Here is a 19,759-nt window from a genome sequence, read left to right as displayed (position 1 = left end):
CGATTACTTCCGATTTGGTGCGCCGCAAATTTACTAAAATTTTACTGTAATTTAACTATCAAACCAGAAGAAAGACCATGAGAAAATTTAAATCGAAGTACATGCTTGGCGCCTGCATCGTTGGAAGCATCGTTAGCGCGGGTGCAGCGGCGCAGGTCGCTGCAATAAACAATACTGGCCGTGCCGAGGCTATGTCTGCATGGGAAACTACGCTCAAGCACGAGGCTCCGGCTATGGAGGGCTGCTTTAGCTCGACATTTCCGGACATGGGGTGGCAGGCGGTACGCTGTGGCGCACCGCCGAAGTTGGTCATGAAGCCACGACACGTTGCCAGCGGCAACGCTCGTACCACCACCGACAACCGTGTGCTCATCACCGGCAATGGCGATGACTACGCTGCACGCACGGGCAGGCTCACCCACTCAGCCGTCGGTTCGTTCCCGAGCGTAAGCGGCGTGACCACTGGGGTAGTCCAATACTCGCTGCAAATCAATACCGACAACGACAGCAACCCCGCCGCTTGCGCGCAGTTCGGTTTTTCTTCGTGCAAGACCTGGCAACAGTACGTCTACTCCAGCGACGCCGACGAAGACTCAAGTAATGGCTTTGACCCGGTCATCTTCATTGAAAGCTGGGTATATGCGGACAGTACCTCGGAATACGATGCGGCGGGTTGCCCGTCCGGCTGGGATGCTTACGAAGGCAACGCTTGCGAGATTAACAGCGAATCGGTGCGAGTGCCTCTGGTGCCAGTTTCGGGCATCGCTGGTGTCAAGCTGACCGGTTCTGCGACCTCGGGGGGCGTGGATACCGTGTCGTTTTCGGTGAACGGAAGGGCCTACAGCGTGAGTCAGCGCGCCTCTACGGTGGATATCAATAAGATCTGGCGCCTGACCGAATTCAACATCTTCGGCAACGGCGCCAGAACTCAGACGGTGTCGTTCAATCGCGGCTCGCACGTCACGGTAAACGTAGCGGTAAACGATGGTACGACAAATGCCCCGACTTGCCTGGGCAATGCCGGCCAGACGTTCGAGCAGAACAACCTGACGCGCGGTAGTTGCTCCGTCTTTGGTGGCGCTTCGCCCGGCATTAGCTTTCCTCAAAGCAACTGACTATTTGCGTCTGGGGAGGTTTCGTCCTTCCCAGACGTTACTTGTTCGCCAACGGGGCGCGGTGGCCGCAGCTGCGCCAGGAGCTGTTCCAGCGTGCTCAGACGTACCGTGGCCCGCGCTGTTCCGGGACACTGTCGACTGGGATCTGATCGAGACGCACTGGAAGGACCTGATGCAGGTCGTGCTCTCGATCAAGACCGGCAAGATCGCGGCCTCGACGCTGATGCGCAAGCTGGGCAACTACAGCCGCAAGAACCGGCTGTACCAGACCTTCAAGGCGCTCGGTTCAGCCGTGCGCACCTTGTTCCTGCTGCAGTACATCTCCAACCGCGAGTTGCGCGAACAGATCACCGCCTCGACCAACAAGGTAGTCCGCCTCGTTGCACGCGTCGTTGAGCATTTCTGCAAGCGCAGCCCATTCGTCCAGGGTGAACTCTGGCATGTGCCGCAGGATCAATTCGAGGTTCGGCAGGGAATCATTACGTGCGGGGCCGAAATCTCTCTAAACTATTGAATCTAAAGGTCGATCTTTCCGTTTCGGTGTCGGGCTCCCCTGGCGACTGGTGACACGACTGTTGGGTTTAACCCGAGTAAGGGTTCGGCCGACATACGTGCAAAAGTGGCTCACAAGATTGGATTTCGTCCATTTCATCAGTGGGTTAGCGGATTTTTTGGGGGGCATTTTTGCACGTATGTCGGCTGAACCCCGTATTGCCATCAGCATGGACGGCAAGGGCTGCTGGCGCGACAACGTATTCATCGAGCGGCTGTGGAAGTCGGTCAAATACGAGGAGGTCTACCTGCGCGCCTACGACAGCGTCAGCCACGCGAAGGCATCGATCGGCCGTTACCTGAGCTTCTATAACCAGCGCAGGCCACACACCGCGCTTGATCGGCTGACCCCCGATCAGGTCTACTTCAACCAGATGCTGTCCTTGCCCAAGGCAGCTTGAACCCGCAGGCGATCCACTTATCCAGCACGGCTACGCTGTTTAAATGAATGGAGCCACCTCTCTGCACCTCTCCAGCAAGACGCCCTGATGGCTGCCGTGCGCACTCAATTGCTGGACCAGAAGCGCTGAATGAACCGTCCAACTTCTGGGGGTCATTTCAATCCCGGGCGGTTCACTACCGTTATTCTTCAGACCGAGAATAGTTGTTAAGATGAACATCGGTATGACCGCTTGAAAGCGCTGTTGCGTAGTAATCCTCAAATGATCGGTATGCTGGCACGATTCCGCCGCCGTAGTCGTATGCGGCGTACCACATCAACGGATTTCCGTAGCCTAGTGATTCGATGACAGGTTGAGCCTCGGTAAAATATTTGACCATGTCTTCGATAGTTCCATACTCTACTCTTTCGGCGTTATAAGCCGCTCGCCGCTGACCTATTCGCCCCTGCTGGAAACCGGATCTGATCTCCGCAATTTCATTGGCCCGGCTCAGGTTGGAGAGTTCAACCAATAATATATTGAGAGATTGATAGTGGCTCCCTTGAACGTTGCTGGCTGTTGTCTCTGTCAAGGCAATAGTCCGAGTTCCCGGTCGTGTTGCGGCATGCCCAAAGGACTGGCCGATCTCACTGTCTGGCACGATCCTTATCGTGACACCACCTTCGCCTGCAACTGCGTTCATTCTTTTCCTGAACGTGCTTGATGCCTTGTAAATTTCTCCTGCCATCGTCAGCAAATGGTCGATGCGCGGATCTTCGTGAGGATTTCTTACTTGCGCAATAACATCTCAAGTTGGATATCAGAGGTGTTAGCCAACAGGTCATCCAGGATGTAGATGCCCTTATGTACGCTGACCCAGCATCGAGGATGCAAGAGATCACATATTTCGTTTTGCGTACTGTTGCTCATACCAACCCAAATGACCAGTAGCCAACGAATTTGCCACTGCCTCGTCCTCCGACCGGGTGCTAGGCTCGATGTGTCCTTGGGCTGTAACCATGCAATGCCATGCGTAGGGGTTGTCGAGACCAACCCGACGCAGCGTTTCGTGCGCTTCCATATAATAAGCCTGAACGTTGCGGGTGGAATTGTATTCAACTCTTTCAATGCTTTCCGCGAGTTCGCGGGGGGAAAGCTGGGCGATGGCTGCATTGCGCTCGCATTCTTTGAATGCGAGGTCTAGCGAAGCGTTGCTCAATTCAAAGGCAAGAACGCCCATTGCAGTGGTGGGGTCGCGCGCCATCATCTCTCCCAACACCACCTCCCTCTGTTGCGGATTGAAGTGCGCTGTGGCTACTTCGGGATCAATGCGAATCCCTACCATGCCTTCCTTCTGGATAGTCGCCATGGTCTGACGGAACGTTGGAGAATCCGCGAATATCAGGAAAAGATGCGTGATAGCCTGCGCTAGCCGCGGGTCCTTCCCGTCGTGCTGCAAGGTGGTGGTGGTGAGGTTCGCCCACTCTTGCGCCCGCTTTTGGAGTGCTTGATGGTGCGAAGAAGCTGTGCCAGTGGGATAAGGGTTCCAGGCGGGAGGAGCCCACATATCGGCAGGAGCGATCGGATACTCGCCGGTCGATACGCCCTGCCACTCATGGGCTGAGTCATGCAAGTTGCCCTGGTATTCTGACCAACCGCTAAAACCTTCCTGGCCGGACCATCCTGCCCCTTGCCGACTGGGTGAGCCCTGCGGTTCAGGAGAAGCCGCGCGACGCGGCGGGGAAGGCAAAGCGTCGCGCAGTGCATTGGTCGAGGAGGAAGACGAGTCCCTGCGCGATGGCGACGACGACTCGGATGGCGTGGCCTGCTCTGTAGTGCGGGTTGTATAACGCGCAGGTGACCCTGCCACGCTCGGCTTTGAATTGCATAGACCCATGTCGATCTCCTGCAGTGACTGTAGAAGCAAGTTTGGCGGGGAGCGCTCCGCTTCGCTTCGCCTCACCGAAGGCATGGTTGGGACGGCGAAGCATTGACGCGGGGGATTCCCGAGCCTTCGCCAAGCGGCTGATCATCTGCCTGCCGGCATTGCACCGGCTGAGATGGCGTTTTCGGGTTCGCCAACGGAGTGCACTGGCCGCAGCCGCGCCAGGAGTTGTTCCAACGTGCTCAGGCGCACCGTGGCCCGCAAGGTGTCCGCCTCGGCGTATTCCCGGCGCTGGCGCTCTTCGACCAGCTCGGCCCGCGCCGCAGCCAGTTCGGCGCGCACGCATTCCAGCGCTTGGACATCTTGGGTCCAGCGCACCTGCAGGGCTTGGTGCTCGGCGGCCGTCAGGCGCAGCGCGTCGCGCTCGCGTTGCTGGGCATCGGTCCGCTGGCGTGCCTGCGCCAGTTCCCGCTCCAGGCGGGTATGGCGTTCCAGCCACTGGCCATTGTCGCGGTTGAGCTGCATCAGATCGTGGTTCTTGGCGGTCAAGGCCTCGTTGGCCCGCCGCAGGGCGACCTGCAACTCCTGCACTTGATGCGCGTGCCGGCGCTGCTCCTGCTCGCGCTGGTCTCGGACGGAGGTCCGGTAGTGCTCAAGGGCTTCCCTGGCATGCTCGTGCTTCTGCTCCAGCGACTGGGCATGACGTTCGTGCTCCGCCAATCGCGCCGTGAGGCCTGCGATCCGCTCAGCCAGTTGGGCCAGTTCGGTGGTGCGGCTGGCCACCTCGCCCCTGGCGGCGTCGCCCGCCTCGCGTTCGGCCTGCAGTGCTATCTCTGTGCGTTGCAGTTGCGTCCTGAGTGAGTCAGCCTCGTGACAGGCCTGCTCCAGCGCTTGGGTGCGCTCCTGCAACTGCGCCTGGAAACGCGCCTGCGCCTGCGCCACGACCGTGTCGGCCTCGGCGTGCAACCGCTCGGCCAGGCGGCTGACCAGATCCTGCAGCGCGTCGCCGATGGCGACCTTGGCGCCGGGGCGCTGCCCGTCCTCGTCGTCCAACTCCCTCAGATAACGGTGGATGGTGGTCTTGGACCCCGTGTTGCCGAGCGCCACCCGCACCGCGTCCACGGACGGGTGCGTGCCCGTGGCGCGCAGGCGATCGCGGGCGCGTTGCACATCGCTTTTGTACAGCCCGGACCTTGCCATCCGTCACTCCACGTATTTCGTAACGTATTACATACCATGTAATTACGTACCATTCAACGCGTTAGAAGGACCAGCTGCGGGCCGTGATCTTACGCGGGATAATATGGAATTATCCCGCGTTAGCCGGAATTTTCGGCTATAGTCGCCCTGCGGCCGTACGAAACGGCGTTTCGGAGCGAGGCGGTGAGCTCGGTCAACCAGTATCTGGAAGCGGCAACCCGCGCCAACACCGCGCGCGCGTATGCAGGAGCGACCCGTCACTTCGAGGTCGAGTGGGGTGGTCATCTCCCGGCGACTGCGGAGCAGGTGGCGCGCTACTTGGCCGCCTACGCCGGCCAGTTGGCGATCAACACACTCAGGCACCGGCTCGCAGCACTGGCGCAGTGGCACCAGGTGCACGGCTTTATCGACCCAACCCGGGCGCCCGTGGTGCGCCAAGTGCTCAAGGGCATCCAAGCTCTTCACCCTAGCGTCGAAAAACGCGCCACGCCCCTGCAACTCACCCAGCTGGGCCAGGTCACGACATGGCTGGAAGACGCTGCGGCTGCGGCCCACTCTCGCGGTGATCGCGTCGCAAAACTGCGGCATCTGCGCGATCGCGCCTTGCTGCTGCTCGGCTTCTGGCGCGGCTTCCGCGGCGATGAACTCACCCGTCTCCAGGTGAACCACCTGCGCCTGGTGCCGGGCGAAGGCATGACCTGCTTCCTGCCGCACAGCAAGAGCGATCGCCAGCACGCCGGCACCACCTACAAGGTCCCGGCGCTGTCGCGCTGGTGCCCGGTGGCTGCCACCATGGCCTGGGTCATGGCAGCCGCCCTCCACGAGGGGCCACTGTTTCGCGCGGTCAACCAGTGGGGCGGGATTGCCGCCGCCCCGCTCCACCCCAACAGCCTGGTGCGCCTGCTACGGCGGATCTTCCGCGAGGCCGGGCTGAGCTCTCCCAACGACTACAGCGGCCACTCGCTGCGCCGCGGCTTCGCTGGCTGGGCCAACGCCAACGGCTGGGACGTCAAGGCGCTGATGGAGTACGTCGGCTGGCGAGACGTGCAGTCGGCGATGCGCTACATCGACGGGGCCGATCCGTTCGCCCGCCAGCGCATCGAAGCCAGTCTGCCGGAAGCGCCCGCGCTGCCAAGGCCTGCAACGACCTGAGGGGCTGGATGGCGTCGATCGAACGGACCGCATACCCGCAATGCAAGCGCAACCCGGTCGTCCGCGAACTGGTTGCGGCCTACACGCCAACCGACGCTGAGGTGGCCTTCGTTGCCGAGTACACCCGGCAGCCTGCGCACCGCCTGACGCTGACGATCCTGCTCAAGACCTTCCAACGGCTGGGGTACTTCCCCATGCTGGACGAAGTCCCGCCGGCGGTGGTGCGCCATATCCGCAGCGAGCTGAAACTGCGCGTGCAGGTCAAGCCAGCGAATCTTGCCAACGCCTCGCGCTATCGCTACTACCGCCGGATCCGACAATTCCTGCAGGTCCGGGCCTACAGCGACGGCGGGCTGAAGATTGCGGCACGCGCGGTATACGAAGCCGCTGCGGTGATGGATAACCCGGCGGACCTGATCAATGTAGCCATCGAACAGCTCGTGCGTGATCGCGTTGAGCTGCCGGCGTTCTCCACACTGGATCGCCTGACCCGGCGCATCCGCACGCTGGTCAACGGGCGCTATTTCGCCCAGATCGAGGCTCGACTGACCATCGACGAAAAACAGTGCCTGGAAGGCCTCCTGCAGGTCGAACAGGGGCGTCAGAAGAGCCCGCTCCACGCGATCAAGCGCCTGCCCAAGCGCTCTTCGCTGCAGCATTTCCAGGAGTTGATCGACCATATCGCCGAACTGGGCGAATTGGTCGGCAGCGAGTTGCACCTGGCGGGCATCCCGGAGGTCAAGCGCAAGCACTTTGCCGCCGAGGCACGGGCATTGGATGCTTCCGAGCTGCGCAAGTTTCGGCCCGCCAAGCGCTACGCCGTACTGGTGTGCTTGATCCACCGGGCCCGGGTCCAGACGCGCGACGATCTCGCGGAGATGTTCATCAAGCGCATGGGGAACATCCACAACCGGGGCCGAGAGGAACTGGAGCGGCTGAGGGCGCGCTATCGCAAGACGACCGAAGCGATCGTGGCGACGATGTCGGATGTGGTCCGCGTCCTCGACCATCATCGCGGCGACACCGAGGCGGGGCGTGAAATCCGCCGCCTGGTCAACGCCCATGGTGGCGTGCAGACGTTGCAGGCCGACTGCAACGCCATTGCGGCGCATAGTGGCGACAATCACTTGCCGCTGCTTTGGCTGTTCTACAAAAGTCACCGCTCCACCATCCTGCGGATGGTGCGTAGGCTGGACTTGGCCTCGACCACGGAGGACCGCTCGCTGATCGACGCGATCGAGCTGATCCTGACGCAGGAACGAACCCGCAGCGATTGGTTGGACGAAGCGGTCGATCTGGCGTTCACCACCCAACTCTGGCGCAAGACCATCATCCATCGCACCGAACAGGGCGAAGAGCGCATCCACCGGCGCCTGTTCGAGGTTTGTGTGTTCTCATCGCTGGCCAACGAACTGAAATCGGGCGACGTGGCTGTGCGCGGATCGGAAACCTACGCCGACTACCGCGAGCAGTTGCTGCCGTGGGACCAGTGCGAACCTATGTTGGAGGATTACTGCAAGCAGGTGGGGCTGCCGGCTACGGCCGTGGGCTTCGTCAATGCCTTGCAATCGCGCCTGACGCAGGTCGCCGAGCTGACCGATCAGGGCTATCTAGAGAACGGCCAAGTGGTCATCGGCGAGGATGGCATTCCGGTACTCAAGCGCAGCAAGGCAAAGGAGATGAGCGTCGGGGCCCGTGCCCTGGAAACCGCCGTCCTCGACCGCATGCGCGAACGCAGCGTCATCGAGATCCTGTGCGATGTGGCCCACTGGACGCGCTGGCCCCGGCACTTCGGTCCTCTGTCCGGCTCGGACGCCAAGATCGAGCAACCGACCGAGCGCTACGTCCTCACCGCCTTCACCTATGGTTGCAACCTCGGACCGGCCCAGGCTGCCCGACACCTGCGTGGCGCCGTCTCGGCACACATGCTGTCGTTCGTCAACCGCCGGCATGTGGATGCCAACAAACTGGCGGCGGCCTGTCGGGACATCATCAACAGCTACGCCGGCCTGCAGCTCCCCAAATGCTGGGGCGATGGCAAGAGCGCAGCCGCCGACGGCACCAAGTACGACCTCTACGACCAGAATCTGCTCGCCTCGTACCACATCCGCTATGGCGGCTACGGCGGCATCGCCTACCACCACGTGTCCGATACGTACGTCGCGCTGTTCAGCCACTTCATTCCGTGCGGTGTCTGGGAGGCGGTCTACATCATCGATGGCCTGCTGAAGAACACCTCCGACATCCAGCCTGACACCGTCCACGCCGACACGCAGGGGCAGTCGCTGCCGGTGTTCGGCCTTTCGCATCTGCTGGGCATCCAGCTGATGCCGCGCATCCGCAACTGGCGCGAATACAAGTTCTTCCGCCCCGATGAGGACATTCGTTACGAACACATCGATGCGCTGTTCCGGGACACTGTCGACTGGGATCTGATCGAGACGCACTGGAAGGACCTGATGCAGGTCGTGCTCTCGATCAAGACCGGCAAGATCGCGGCCTCGACGCTGATGCGCAAGCTGGGCAACTACAGCCGCAAGAACCGGCTGTACCAGACCTTCAAGGCGCTCGGTTCAGCCGTGCGCACCTTGTTCCTGCTGCAGTACATCTCCAACCGCGAGTTGCGCGAACAGATCACCGCCTCGACCAACAAGGTGGAGGCCTACAACGGCTTCGCAAAGTATTTCTTCTTCGGCGGGGAAGGGGTGATTGCCGACAACGACCCCGTCGAGCAGGAGAAAGCCGTCAAGTACAACGACCTGGTTTCCAATGCAGTCATCTTCTACAACGTGGTCGAACAGACCCGGATCATGAAGTCTCTGATGCGGCAGGGGTGGAAGATCACGCGGGAGGACGTGGCTTTCCTCAGCCCGTACGTGACCAGCCATGTGAAGCGCTTCGGGGATTACCTGATTAATGTGGAGGCGGTACCGGAACCGTATGAGACTGAACTGGCATTAGTCGTGTAGTTTTGTTACTCCAAAATATCCGCTAACTCACTGATGCAATGGATGAAATCCGATCTTGTGAGCTATTTTTACACGTATGTCGGCTGAACCCCTTGTCCAAGCCACCGAGCTGGGCAAACCGCCGCAAGGTCGGGATCTCGTGCAGTGCTTCTTCCATCGCCGGATCGCTCAGCGCATACCACTGCTGCAGCAGATGAATCCGCAACATCGTCGCCAGTGCGTACGGCTGCCGACCTGGCCGGCCCGATACCGGATAGTGCGGCGCGATCAGACCGAGCAGTTGCTGCCACGGAACCACCTGCTCCATCTCGGCCAGAAAGATCTCGCGCCGGGTCTGCTTGCGCTTGCCCAGGCCCTCAGCGTCACCGAACGTCAGTTGCATGGATCACTCCTCAACATCAGGCGGGTAGTGTCGCGTATCTGTGGTGCGTTGTTCAGAGGTTCCTTAGAGCTACTGGAACGGGCAAACAAGTCGCCGCATAACCGGGCCAAATGATCGGGAAGTAAGGCCTATCGGTTGCCTCACAGGTAGCGGGCGAATGTCCGCTTCAGGTTGAGAAACGCCCTGCCCTATCCCTATAAAAACGCCCAACCACCTGCACGTGCCAGTTCGCCTCTGGCCAAAGGCGGCCATGCCAAACGGCACGTTACTCAGGCACTTACCCTGCCTATAGCGCCGTTCGCACCCTGAAGCACTGCCCATCATGAAGACACTGAATCTAGCCGCTGTGCTTGCCGTATCACTGTATGGCCCAGCGGCAGTGGCAGGCGACTTTGCCACTTCGCTGCGCAGCGTCTACCCGTCGCTTAGCTATGTCGAGCGTTATCGCGATGCGTTCCGCAAGATGTCGTGGGATCTACCGCGGCTTGGCAGGACAATTCGTTAAAGCAGGGCGTTAGTGCGCCCGCCGCCGTGACGCAGCTATTGACCGGCTTGGCCGACCAGCACGTCGCGTTATCCGAACCGAAGGCCGGGAAGACCGAGACGCTTGGTGTTCTCTTTCGGACTTCAAGCGATGGGCAGATGGTTGTCTGGCGCATCCTTGATCCGACTGTGACGTCACTGAGCATCGGCGACAAAGTTCTCGCGATCAATGACGTCACCACACCGGAATGGCAGCGGCGCTTACCTTTGGCGGAAATCAAAGGGATTCCGGTCGGCGACTCCGGCTACAACGCCTTGGTCAGCGAAGACTTTTACGTTTTCGATCCAACCAGCGAACTCCAGCCTGGTGAAATCAACGAGCAACGCTTGATCGACCGCGTTGCTGCGGAACGCTTCGCCCCGAGCCACCTGCGGCCCTACATGACGCAGGCTATGGGCGTGCGGCCTGACATTGTGCAACTGATTGAAGCGAGCGATCTTGAGGATGGAGGGCAGCGGCTTGTTGAGCGCAGCATCGCTGGCATGCGGTCTGCGCTTTGAACATCCCGCCGCCCTACCCCTTCAACACCAGCGACACATCCGGATATCTGTCGCACATGAAGTCCACGAAGGCGCGCACCTTGGGTGCGGCCAGACGTTTGGAAGTGTGCAACACCCACAGCGCCGGCTCTACGCCCGCGATCGTGCCCCACTGCACCAGTTCGCCGCGCGCGAGTTGGTTCCATGCGATCGACTGCGGAAGCAGCGCCACGCCACCGCCTGCAATCGCCGCGTCGCGGACCATCAGGAAGGAGGAAAACCGCAGCCTTGGAATGGGTTCCAGGACCAGGCGCCCGTCATCGAGCGCCCATGTGGTCGGCTGGAAGCTCGACATCACCACAGCGGGAACTGATGTGAGCGCGCCGCTGGTGGGCATGGCGATGCCGGGCGCAGCCACGACAACCAGCCGATCCTTGGCAAAACACCGCCCGACCAGGCTGCTGTCCGGGCTTGGGTTGATGCGGATGGCCACATCGAACTGCTCTTCCACCAGATCGACCGTGCGGTCTTCTGCCATCACCTCGAGCATGATCTCCGGATAGGCCGCGCAGAACTCTGCGCCAATACGTCCCATCGCCAATTGCGAGAACAGCACGGGAGATGCCACCCGCAAGCGTCCGCGCGGTGTCGAGAGCCCTTCGCGTGCGGCAGCCATGGCCTCGGCCACCTCGCTCAACGGCACTTCGGTGCGGTCCATCAGCAGCTGCCCGGCTTCGGTGAGCCTGAGGCCACGGGCACTGCGCTCGACCAGTCGCACCCCCAACTGCTCTTCGAGATCGGCAATGCGCCGCGACAAGGTTGCCTTGGATCTGCCACTGGCACGGCTCGCCTTTCCCAGGCCCTGGTTCGCTGCGACCAGCGCGAAATCGATCAATGCATTGAGATCCATGGTGTTCCAGATTTGAAACCAGGCGTCCACATCTTGGCGTCTTCGTCTTGGAGGTGCAACGGCCTATCGTCTGGTCACCGCAACGTCAGTCGTGGCAGCGATGTCGCACTGACGCCTCTTCCATCCATAGCAGGAGATTCACATGAGCATTCTTGTCATCGGTGCCACCGGCACCATCGGTTCTCTCATCACCCACGGCCTTGCCGACGCAGGCGCAGAAGTCAAAGCATTGGTTCGCCAACCGGGCAAGCGCGTTTTTCCGGCGGGTGTGACTGAAGTTGTCGCAGACCTCACCGACGTTGCATCGATGCGTGCCGCGTTGTCGTCGGCGCGCACGCTGTTCCTGTTGAATGCGGTCACTCCCGATGAAGTGACGCAGGCGCTGATCGCATTGAATCTGGCCAAGGAGGCAGGCATCGAGCGCATCGTGTACCTGTCGGTGATCCATGCCGATAAGTTCACCAACGTGCCCCACTTCACCGGCAAGCACACGGTGGAGCGCATGATCGACAGCCTGGATATTCCTGCAACGATTCTGCGTCCTGCGTACTTCATGCAGAACGAAGCGATGATCCAGCAGACGATTCAGGACTACGGTGTCTACCCGATGCCGATCGGCTCTGCGGGTGTGGCCATGATCGATGCGCGCGATATCGCAGACATCGCGGTTGTCGAGCTGCTGCGACGCGACCGTGCACCTGCCGCGCTCGCACGTGTCACGCTCGAACTGGTTGGCCCACATGCCGTCACGGGCAGCTCTGTTGCGAAGGTTTGGAGTTCGGCGCTTGGGCGCGAGATCGCCTACGCGGGCGACGACGTGGCCGCGTTCGAAGCGCAGATGGCGGCCTACGGCCCATCCTGGCTGGCCTACGACATGCGCCTGATGATGGCCGGTATCCAGAGATTCGGCATGCAGGCAGCCGACGGCACGGTAGAAAAACTGCAGGCCATGCTGGGGCGCCCGCTGCGCACCTATGAAGACTTCGTGCGCGAGGCGACGGCGCGGGCTTGATCGCATGCGACGCAACAAGCGTGGGAAACCCCGCTTGTTGCGTACAAGCATCTGCTGGAGGCGAACTGACCAGTGGTATCAGCATTCTCACGCACATAATCACTACGCTGCCAGTCGGTTTTTTCCTGACGTACGTGAACGAAAATGCAAGCTAAATGCAGCCTGGAGCGCGCGGTTCAAGTTTCCGATTTTCGCGTCGTTATCACGTTGCCGAGGCACTCACGCGAACATCACGCGGCCTGCTAGCCGGTGCCACTTACTGGACATCAGGACGATTCGCATGACTGCCTATTTGCAACGCTATAACGTCGGTCGCCGTCTCGGCGTCGCCTTTGGAATTTTGATCCTATTGTCGAGCCTGCTGGTGGCGACGGGCTTGATCACCATGGCCAACGCACGACAACAGTTCGATTTCATCGTGCTCGATCGTATGGCTAAGATCCAGATCGGAAATGGCATGCTGGATGCCAATTCATCGATCCTGATCGCGCTGGGCACGTACGCCATGGCAACCAGCGATGAACTCAACAACGAAGCGCTCTCCACCATCAAGGCGCAACGTCAGCGTTACAACGAGTTGCGGGCCAAGCTGGACACATTGCCCAGCTCCGAGGAAGGCCGCAAGATTCGTGCAGAGATGGATGCGCGACGCGCCATCTCGGGAAAAATCAACGACCAGGTCATGGCGCTCGCGGCTCAAAACGACAATACGCCGGCGCAGGCGTTGCTCAGCGAAAAGGCGCGCCCGGCGACGATTGCATGGCAGGACAAAATCCGCGAGCTGGTGACGCGTCAGGAAGGTCAGAGCCAGCAAGCCTATGCCGACGCAGTGGCGTCGATGAATCGCGGCAAGCTATTGATCATCTCCGGTGGCGTTGCCGTGGTGGTGATCAGCAGCCTGCTTGCCTGGCTCATCACCCGCAGCCTGACCCAGCCGCTCGCACGTGCAACGAAGGCTGCAGAGGCAATTGCCAACGGGCAGCTGGACAACAACGTGGAAAGCGACGCCAAGGATGAAACCGGCCGCCTGCTGCGGGCCATGCGTGGCATGCAGACGCAGCTGCAATCCTTGCTCACTGCACAGAGCGACATGGCCAAGCGCCACGATGATGGCCAGGTCAGTTTCCGTATCGACGCCACGGCGTTTCCCGGCGACTACGGCCGCATGGCCAAGGACACCAATACGCTGGTGGCCTCGCATCTGGCCGTGCAGACAAATCTGGCGCGCATTATGGGGCGTTACGCCATCGGCGACCTCAGCGAAAGCATGGACCGCCTGCCCGGCGAGAAGGCGGTGCTGACGCAGACCATGGACGAGGTGAAGGCCAACCTGTCTGCAATGAACCACCAGATCAAACAGCTGGCGCAATCTGCGGCCAATGGCGACTTCACCGCACGCGGCGACGCCGACCGCTTCCAATACGATTTCCATGTGATGGTCGATAGCCTCAACCAGCTTATGGCCACGGCCGATGGCAACCTGCAGTCGCTGTCGTCGCTGCTGCAATCCATCGCCGCAGGCGACCTGACCGCGCGGATGAGCGGCGAGTTCAAGGGCGTGTTTGCGCAGATGCGCGACGACGCCAATGCCACTGCTGCGCAACTTGCCGAAATCGTGGGGCGTATCCAGCATTCGGCGATCTCGATCAACTCGGCCGCCAGCGAAATCGCCGCCGGCAATCAGGATCTGTCGCAGCGTACCGAGCAACAAGCGGCCAACTTGGAAGAAACCGCCGCTTCGATGGAAGAACTGACCTCCACCGTGCGCCAGAATGCCGAGCATGCCCGTCAAGCCAATCAGTTGGCGATCGGTGCGGCAAGCGTCGCGTCACAGGGTGGCGAGATCGTGAGCAAGGTCGTGGGCACCATGTCTGGTATCGAAGCTTCGTCCAAGAAGATTGCCGACATCATCTCGGTCATCGACGGTATCTCGTTCCAGACCAACATCCTCGCGTTGAATGCCGCGGTGGAAGCCGCACGTGCCGGCGAACAAGGCCGCGGCTTTGCGGTGGTGGCGTCGGAAGTGCGCACCCTCGCCCAGCGTTCCACTGCTGCGGCGAAGGAGATCAAGAGTCTGATCGACGATTCGGTCGAGCGGGTTGCCGAAGGCTCGACGCTGGTGCATACGGCGGGCTCCACGATGGCGGAGATCGTTGCCAGCGTGCAGCGCGTGACCGACATCATGGGCGAGATTTCTGCGGCCTCGCAGGAACAGTCGGCCGGTATCGAACAAGTCAACACCACCGTGACGCAGATGGACGAAACCACCCAGCAAAACGCAGCCCTGGTGGAAGAAGCCACCGCCGCGGCACGCTCGATGGAAGAACAGGCTGTGCAGCTGACGCAGGCAGTGTCCGTGTTCAAGATCAGCGACGACAGCACGCGCACCCTGCGTTCGACAACACCGGTTGCTGCAAAGCTCAGTGTGATTGCTGGACGAACTGTTGCCGCTGCCAAAAGCCCGGTACGCCCGGCGGCTGCACCGAAGCGCGCGGTGGCCGCAGGCGCCTCGCACGATGCAAGCGACTGGCAGGAGTTCTGATCTTGCGCGTCGCAAACGGCCCGGCTTGCCCGGGCCGTTTGCGTTTGAGAGGTGATCGAATCTGCAGATGGCCAACACGTTGAGGCGATCCGCCACGGCGCATACGCGCGTATGCACGATGCCTTAACTCGACCGGCCTATGCTGCGCCGGGCTGGACAGCTCGCGGCGCGCTGTTTTGCCAAGCCTCGATCGCCGCTGGCGTCCATGCCCCCCGGAAGATCTAAAGACATCGCAAAGGAGATTGTATGAAAAAGCTGCACGCTCTTATGGTTGTTGCTGGCTTGTTGGGCATGAGTTCGCCGGCATTTGCCGAGGTCGCCAATCTGACCAACAGCGCCGACGGCGCCAATCGCGATGCTGGCATCGCGGCAGTCAAGAAGAAATTGCAGGATGCCTGCACGGGACGTCAGGGCAAGCCGGATCTGGATTCGTTCGAGGTGGTGTTCGAAAAGACCAGCACGAATCCGGAGGTTCCCAAGCCTTATTACGTGGACGCGAAACTCAAGTGCGATCTTCCGTAAGGCTGACAGCGGCTGCTACGCCATTGTGCCATTGGCGGCGATAACACCGCGATAGAGCCCCGCGCATGCGGGGCTTTTTGTGTCTGTTGCATCGTGCGCTAGCTCGCACCGCGACACGTCGTTGCAGCACCACCACGCCGTGCCTGGATGGGCAACGCCATAACGCCAGCGCGCTGCTGATATAGTGCGGCGAACGCGGTGGGCGCAACACCCATCATCAATATCTCGTCACCAATTACAGGGAGTTGTCATGGGTCTTTTGCAGGCGGTAGCAGGTGCAGTCGGTGGCGTGCTTGCTGATCAGTGGAAGGACTTCTACACCGTGCCGGCTGGCCTGCCATCCACCGCCGCGCTGTTCGCTGCGGTGCCGAGTGGAAGCAACGCCGGGCGCGGTGCCAACACCAACGGGTCTTCGAACATCATCAGCAACGGCTCGAAGATCGTCGTTCCCGAGGGTTACGGGCTGCTGTTGTTGCAGGACGGTGCGATCACCGGGTTTGTCGCCGAGCCGGGTGGTTACGAATGGCGCTCCGACGATGTCAATGCGCAGTCGATCTTCGCTGGCGATGGCCTGGTGACGCCGCTGATCCGGCAGAGCTGGGAGCGCTTCAAGTTCGGTGGCCAGCCGGGTGCGCAGCAGGCCGCGTTCTTCGTGTCGCTGAAGGAGCTGCCCGATAACCGATTCGGCACGCAGTCGGAAATCTATTGGGACGATGGCTTTCTTGGGACGCAGGTCGGCGCGATCACGCGTGGCTCGTATACGTTGAAGATTGTCGACCCCATTTTGTTCGTGAAGAACTTCGTGCCTGCGCGCTACCTGCAGCCGGGCCAGGTGTTCGATTTCACTGATCTGGACAACGCTGCTGCCAGCCAGCTGTTCAACGAGGTGGTGAGTGCGCTGGCGCCGGCCTTCAGCCTGTATACGAACGATCCGGGCAAAGGCAACCGCATCGCGCGGCTGCAGCAGGATTCGCTGGGCTTTGCCAAGAGTCTGTCCGATGCGGTCGAGCAGGCGTATCAATGGAACTCCGAGCGTGGTCTGGCCATCGTCAAGACCGCCATCGTGTCGATCGAATACGACGCCAATACACGGGAATTGCTCAAGACCGTGCAGCGCGCCGACGCACTGGCGGGCGCACGCGGCAACTCCAATTTGCAGGCGAGCGTGGCGCAAGGCATCCAGTCTGCGGGCGAACATGGCGGCGCTGCAGGTTTGGTGGGCGTGGGCATGGCCACCGGCATGGTGGGTGGCGTTGGCGGGCTGCAACAGCCGGTCGCGCCCGCCGCACCCGCTGCCGACGATGTAGTCGCCAAATTGAAGAAGGCCAAGGAAATGCTGGACCTCGGCCTGATCACGCAGGACGACTACAACGCGGCAAAAGCCAAGGCGTTGGGCCTGTAAGCGAGACGCGCCGCCATCATGTCCGACTCCCGCATCCCGCCGCCGTTGCCGGCGACACCTCCTCCGTTGCCGCCGCTGCCCGCAGCGCCTGCGACCGGCCCCGGTTCGCCGCAGGACGTACCGCCGTTGCCGGGTAGTTTCAAGCTCGACCCGGCCACCCTGCCCGCCCCAATCCGCAACGAGCTGCAGGCGCCCGACCCGCTGGCCATCGACACCGCCGCCGCCGAGCTCAAGGACGGCCTCAATCGCTGCCCAAAATGCGGTGCCAGCGATATACGGCTCAAGCTCGGCACCGATCTGCTGGTCTGCCAGTTCTGTCGTCACGAATGGCACGGCGCGCGGGTGGAAGAAGTGTTCGGATTCGGCGAAGGCATCAGCCAATTACGCGGCACGGTCATCGCTTCGGGCGCGCAGGATATTGCTGCAGACGCCGCCAGCCTGATGAGTTTCAAGTGCACTGGCTGCGGCGCCGAGGTGACCATCAATACGCAGAGCACGATGACGGCGCGTTGCCACTGGTGCCGGCATGTGTTCGGCGTCAACGAGCAGGTGGCCAATGGCGCGGTGCCCGACGCAGTGCTGCCCTTCCACATCAACAAAGACGATGCCGTGGCGCGTATCCGTCAGTTCGTTGACAAGCGGCGCCTGTTTGCGCTCAAGGCCTTCAAGCAGCAGTTCACGCCCGAGAACGTGGTGGGCGTCTACCTGCCTTACATGATCGTCGATGGCAGCGTTAGCGCCAGCGTAAGCGGCAAGGGCGAGATCAAGACGCGGCAGTACACGCAAGGCACCGAAAAGAACAAGCGCACCTATTACGACGCCGACGTGTACCAGGTGCAGCGGCAGGTGGAATTCACGGTGGACGATCTGCCGCTGGAATCGTCTGCCGAACGCGGCAACCTGGATAGCCGGGTCAACACCAACAACATCATCAATACGATCCTGCCGTTCGACACCAAGAATGCAGTGAAGTGGAACGCGTCGTATCTGGCGGGGTTCACCTCGGAAAAGCGCGACCGCGATGTCGAGCAGCTAAGGCCGCGCCTGGAAGACCAGCTGCTGTCGATCGCCCGCGTACAAGTGGAAAGCTCGGTGCGCCGCTACGACCGCGGCGTGCGTTGGGAGGTGGAGCGGCTGGATGTCCATGGCACGCGCTGGGTGTCGATGTATCTGCCGGTGTGGCTGTACTCGTACCACCAGCCCGGACGCGGTGGCGGCATGCTGCACTACATCGCGGTGAACGGCCGTACCGGCGAGACCATGGGCAGCGTGCCGGTGCAGCAGTGGAAACTGCTGCTGGCCGCACTCACCGCCGGCACCGTCATCGAAGCAATTGCCCTCTGGATCGTGGCGGTGACTGCATGAGCGACAACAACGGACTGTGGTTACTGCTGGCCGGCCCGGTCGGTGCGTCTGCGCTGTATTGGGTGCTGTACCAGTACTACCGCAATACCGATCAGTCGCACGCCTTCGAGCGGGAAACGACGGTCGATGCCAAGCCAGTGACCGGCTCGGACCGCAAGATCGATACGATCACCGGCACGCAAGCCAAGCACATCGACGGCGACAATGTGGCTGCGTACCGAACGCGCGTGCGCCGGGATGCAGATTAAGAGCGGCTGTTTGAGGTCCTAAGCTGCGGTGCCAACGCCCAATTGCGCGCGTGCCACATCCAGGGTGGTCATGATCTGGACCACTTCGTCGAGTGGATGCAGTGGCGATTCCTTGCGCCCTTCGCCGATGTAGCGTGCAGCGGCGGTGGCTTGCCAGGACAGCCCGTCGTAGCCGTTGACGCCGGTCGGGTCTGCCCACAGAGCGGGTTTGCTGGCGTAATCGTTGCCGACCAGGCACAGGGTTGTCGGGTTATGGAAGTCGCCGGCAAGGTCGATGCGGCCTTCGCTGCCTGTGACATAAGCGACCGAGCTGCTGCGGGCTACGATGGAACTGATCAGGGTGGATTGCGCGATTCCTGCATGCGAGAGCACGACGGTCGAAAACGCATCCACGCCGGTGTCGGTCAGCGCACCGGTTGCCGCGATGGCGGTGGGGGCGGCCAGGATCATCGATGAGAACTGCACGGTATACACACCCAGATCCAGCAACGCTCCGCCGCCGAGTTCCGGCCGGCGTTGCCGATGCATCGGATCATTGGGGCCGATTTGACTGAGGTCCGCAAAGACATGCCGGACCTCGCCGATTGCGCCATCGGCCAGCAGTTTGCGCAGCACCGAGGTGTGAGGCAGATACCGGCTCCACATGGCTTCCATCAGGAAAAGGCCGCGTGCGCGTGCTTCCTGCACCAGCACGCGTGCGTCGTCGGCGCAGGTGGTCATGGGTTTTTCGATCAACACATGTTTGCCGGCGCGCAGCGCCAACAAGCCATGTTCCAGATGCTCGCTGTGGGGCGTGGCAACGTAGACGATGTCGATCTCGGGGTCGTCGACCAATGCCTGGTAGCTGTCGTACGCACGCTCCATCGCCCAGGTCTTTGCGAAGGTGTCAGCACGCGCACGATTGCGTGAGGCGACCGCGAACGGCTGCTGCCTGGTGTGCTTGCGCAGTGCGCTGACGAATGCCGCTGCGATCAGCCCCGGACCCAATACGCCCCATCGCAGCGATGGCTCGCCCTGTCCTGGCAAGAACAGGTCGGGCTCGGGAAATGTGGTTGGCGCCATGCTGTGGCCTTCGCAGTTGCAGGTGGTTGCATGCTAGC

At 61.3% G+C, this 19,759-nt stretch carries 14 protein-coding genes and 5 pseudogenes; 12 read left to right on the top strand and 7 right to left on the bottom strand.

Translation table 11 applies throughout. The features are described 5' to 3' along the window. The first annotated feature begins 77 nt into the window (after positions 1-77). Positions 78-1,115 (top strand): hypothetical protein, encoded by a 1,038-nt coding sequence (locus tag NMB96_RS17260; RefSeq protein ID WP_255085338.1) that lies wholly within the window; start codon positions 78-80, stop codon positions 1,113-1,115. Here the strand turns inward: NMB96_RS17260 and NMB96_RS23580 are convergent. Next, positions 1,103-1,237, bottom strand: a pseudogene (locus NMB96_RS23580) (DNA-binding protein); the annotation flags it as partial. The gene NMB96_RS17260 and the pseudogene NMB96_RS23580 sit on opposite strands and share 13 nt — an antisense overlap. Between NMB96_RS23580 and NMB96_RS23575 the strand changes: the two are divergent. Together NMB96_RS23575 and NMB96_RS17250 are read left to right on the top strand one after the other, a co-directional pair. Next, positions 1,231-1,485: pseudogene (locus NMB96_RS23575) on the top strand (Tn3 family transposase); the annotation flags it as partial. The pseudogenes NMB96_RS23580 and NMB96_RS23575 sit on opposite strands and share 7 nt — an antisense overlap. A 337-nt stretch (positions 1,486-1,822) precedes the next feature. Then, positions 1,823-2,068, top strand: a pseudogene (locus NMB96_RS17250) (integrase core domain-containing protein); the annotation flags it as partial. Between the two features lie 181 nt (positions 2,069-2,249). Here NMB96_RS17250 and NMB96_RS17245 read toward each other — a convergent pair. The 3 genes from NMB96_RS17245 to NMB96_RS17230 form a co-directional block, all read right to left on the bottom strand. After that, entirely contained in the window at positions 2,250-2,750 is a 501-nt protein-coding gene (locus NMB96_RS17245; RefSeq protein ID WP_076037672.1) for a hypothetical protein, read from the bottom strand. Between the two features lie 195 nt (positions 2,751-2,945). Continuing rightward, positions 2,946-3,680: a hypothetical protein gene (locus tag NMB96_RS17240; RefSeq protein ID WP_168957633.1), complete on the bottom strand. Its 735-nt coding sequence runs from the start codon at positions 3,678-3,680 to the stop codon at positions 2,946-2,948. A 396-nt stretch (positions 3,681-4,076) separates the two neighbouring features. Beyond that, on the bottom strand, positions 4,077-5,132 hold the full coding sequence (locus tag NMB96_RS17230) for a DNA-binding protein (protein WP_255085337.1): 1,056 nt from the start codon (positions 5,130-5,132) through the stop codon (positions 4,077-4,079). Positions 5,133-5,315: 183 nt separating this feature from the next. Here NMB96_RS17230 and NMB96_RS17225 point away from each other — a divergent pair. Both NMB96_RS17225 and NMB96_RS17220 read left to right on the top strand, forming a co-directional pair. Then, positions 5,316-6,272: pseudogene (locus NMB96_RS17225) on the top strand (site-specific integrase); the annotation flags it as partial. 20 nt (positions 6,273-6,292) lie between these two features. Continuing rightward, positions 6,293-9,253, top strand: a complete 2,961-nt coding sequence (locus tag NMB96_RS17220; protein WP_255085336.1) for a Tn3 family transposase — start codon at positions 6,293-6,295, stop codon at positions 9,251-9,253. A gap of 94 nt (positions 9,254-9,347) precedes the next feature. On the opposite strand, the pseudogene NMB96_RS17215 reads toward NMB96_RS17220, so the two are convergent. Then, positions 9,348-9,635, bottom strand: a pseudogene (locus tag NMB96_RS17215) (transposase); the annotation flags it as partial. 468 nt (positions 9,636-10,103) lie between these two features. Between NMB96_RS17215 and NMB96_RS17210 the strand changes: the two are divergent. Continuing rightward, complete coding sequence (locus NMB96_RS17210) at positions 10,104-10,679, top strand: PDZ domain-containing protein (RefSeq protein ID WP_043889222.1); 576 nt, start codon at positions 10,104-10,106, stop codon at positions 10,677-10,679. 13 nt (positions 10,680-10,692) lie between these two features. On the opposite strand, the gene NMB96_RS17205 is transcribed toward NMB96_RS17210, so the two are convergent. Further along, positions 10,693-11,568, bottom strand: a complete 876-nt coding sequence (locus tag NMB96_RS17205) for a LysR family transcriptional regulator (protein ID WP_255085335.1) — start codon at positions 11,566-11,568, stop codon at positions 10,693-10,695. Between the two features lie 142 nt (positions 11,569-11,710). Here NMB96_RS17205 and NMB96_RS17200 point away from each other — a divergent pair, with 142 nt between their 5' ends. The 6 genes from NMB96_RS17200 to NMB96_RS17175 all read left to right on the top strand — a co-directional run bounded on the left by NMB96_RS17200 (position 11,711) and on the right by NMB96_RS17175 (position 18,659). Then, complete coding sequence (locus NMB96_RS17200; protein WP_255085334.1) at positions 11,711-12,580, top strand: NmrA/HSCARG family protein; 870 nt, start codon at positions 11,711-11,713, stop codon at positions 12,578-12,580. A gap of 280 nt (positions 12,581-12,860) precedes the next feature. Next, complete coding sequence (locus tag NMB96_RS17195) at positions 12,861-15,122, top strand: methyl-accepting chemotaxis protein (RefSeq protein WP_255085333.1); 2,262 nt, start codon at positions 12,861-12,863, stop codon at positions 15,120-15,122. Positions 15,123-15,368: 246 nt separating this feature from the next. Further along, the gene (locus NMB96_RS17190) at positions 15,369-15,644 is read left to right on the top strand and encodes a hypothetical protein (protein WP_168957629.1); all 276 of its coding nucleotides are present in this window, start codon (positions 15,369-15,371) and stop codon (positions 15,642-15,644) included. Positions 15,645-15,894: 250 nt separating this feature from the next. Then, positions 15,895-17,046: an SPFH domain-containing protein gene (locus NMB96_RS17185; RefSeq protein ID WP_255085332.1), complete on the top strand. Its 1,152-nt coding sequence runs from the start codon at positions 15,895-15,897 to the stop codon at positions 17,044-17,046. 18 nt (positions 17,047-17,064) lie between these two features. Further along, a complete protein-coding gene (locus tag NMB96_RS17180; protein WP_255085331.1) occupies positions 17,065-18,411 on the top strand; it encodes a TFIIB-type zinc ribbon-containing protein in 1,347 nt (448 codons plus the stop codon). Next, the gene (locus NMB96_RS17175; protein WP_006448780.1) at positions 18,408-18,659 is read left to right on the top strand and encodes a hypothetical protein; all 252 of its coding nucleotides are present in this window, start codon (positions 18,408-18,410) and stop codon (positions 18,657-18,659) included. Before NMB96_RS17180 ends, NMB96_RS17175 begins: the two co-directional genes overlap by 4 nt. A gap of 18 nt (positions 18,660-18,677) precedes the next feature. Here the strand turns inward: NMB96_RS17175 and NMB96_RS17170 are convergent, their stop codons facing one another. Next, a complete protein-coding gene (locus tag NMB96_RS17170) occupies positions 18,678-19,721 on the bottom strand; it encodes a Gfo/Idh/MocA family protein (protein WP_255085330.1) in 1,044 nt (347 codons plus the stop codon). Between the last annotated feature and the right edge of the window lie 38 nt (positions 19,722-19,759).

This window comes from Xanthomonas hortorum (assembly GCF_024339125.1).
Classification (GTDB): Bacteria; Pseudomonadota; Gammaproteobacteria; order Xanthomonadales; family Xanthomonadaceae; genus Xanthomonas; species Xanthomonas hortorum.
Note: the sequence above shows the minus strand (reverse complement) of the source record. Positions and strands in the feature narration are given on the sequence as shown.

What these genes read in the sequence shown, in the direction of transcription:
- NMB96_RS17185 (WP_255085332.1), top strand. Translation starts at nt 15,895, where the DNA reads ATGGGTCTTTTGCAGGCGGTAGCAGGTGCAGTCGGTGGCGTGCTTGCT.
- NMB96_RS17200 (WP_255085334.1), top strand. Translation starts at nt 11,711, where the DNA reads ATGAGCATTCTTGTCATCGGTGCCACCGGCACCATCGGTTCTCTCATC.
- NMB96_RS17170 (WP_255085330.1), bottom strand. Translation starts at nt 19,721, where the DNA reads ATGGCGCCAACCACATTTCCCGAGCCCGACCTGTTCTTGCCAGGACAG.
- NMB96_RS17260 (WP_255085338.1), top strand. Translation starts at nt 78, where the DNA reads ATGAGAAAATTTAAATCGAAGTACATGCTTGGCGCCTGCATCGTTGGA.
- NMB96_RS17190 (WP_168957629.1), top strand. Translation starts at nt 15,369, where the DNA reads ATGAAAAAGCTGCACGCTCTTATGGTTGTTGCTGGCTTGTTGGGCATG.
- NMB96_RS17180 (WP_255085331.1), top strand. Translation starts at nt 17,065, where the DNA reads ATGTCCGACTCCCGCATCCCGCCGCCGTTGCCGGCGACACCTCCTCCG.
- NMB96_RS17205 (WP_255085335.1), bottom strand. Translation starts at nt 11,568, where the DNA reads ATGGATCTCAATGCATTGATCGATTTCGCGCTGGTCGCAGCGAACCAG.
- NMB96_RS17195 (WP_255085333.1), top strand. Translation starts at nt 12,861, where the DNA reads ATGACTGCCTATTTGCAACGCTATAACGTCGGTCGCCGTCTCGGCGTC.
- NMB96_RS17175 (WP_006448780.1), top strand. Translation starts at nt 18,408, where the DNA reads ATGAGCGACAACAACGGACTGTGGTTACTGCTGGCCGGCCCGGTCGGT.
- NMB96_RS17245 (WP_076037672.1), bottom strand. Translation starts at nt 2,750, where the DNA reads ATGAACGCAGTTGCAGGCGAAGGTGGTGTCACGATAAGGATCGTGCCA.
- NMB96_RS17220 (WP_255085336.1), top strand. Translation starts at nt 6,293, where the DNA reads ATGGCGTCGATCGAACGGACCGCATACCCGCAATGCAAGCGCAACCCG.
- NMB96_RS17230 (WP_255085337.1), bottom strand. Translation starts at nt 5,132, where the DNA reads ATGGCAAGGTCCGGGCTGTACAAAAGCGATGTGCAACGCGCCCGCGAT.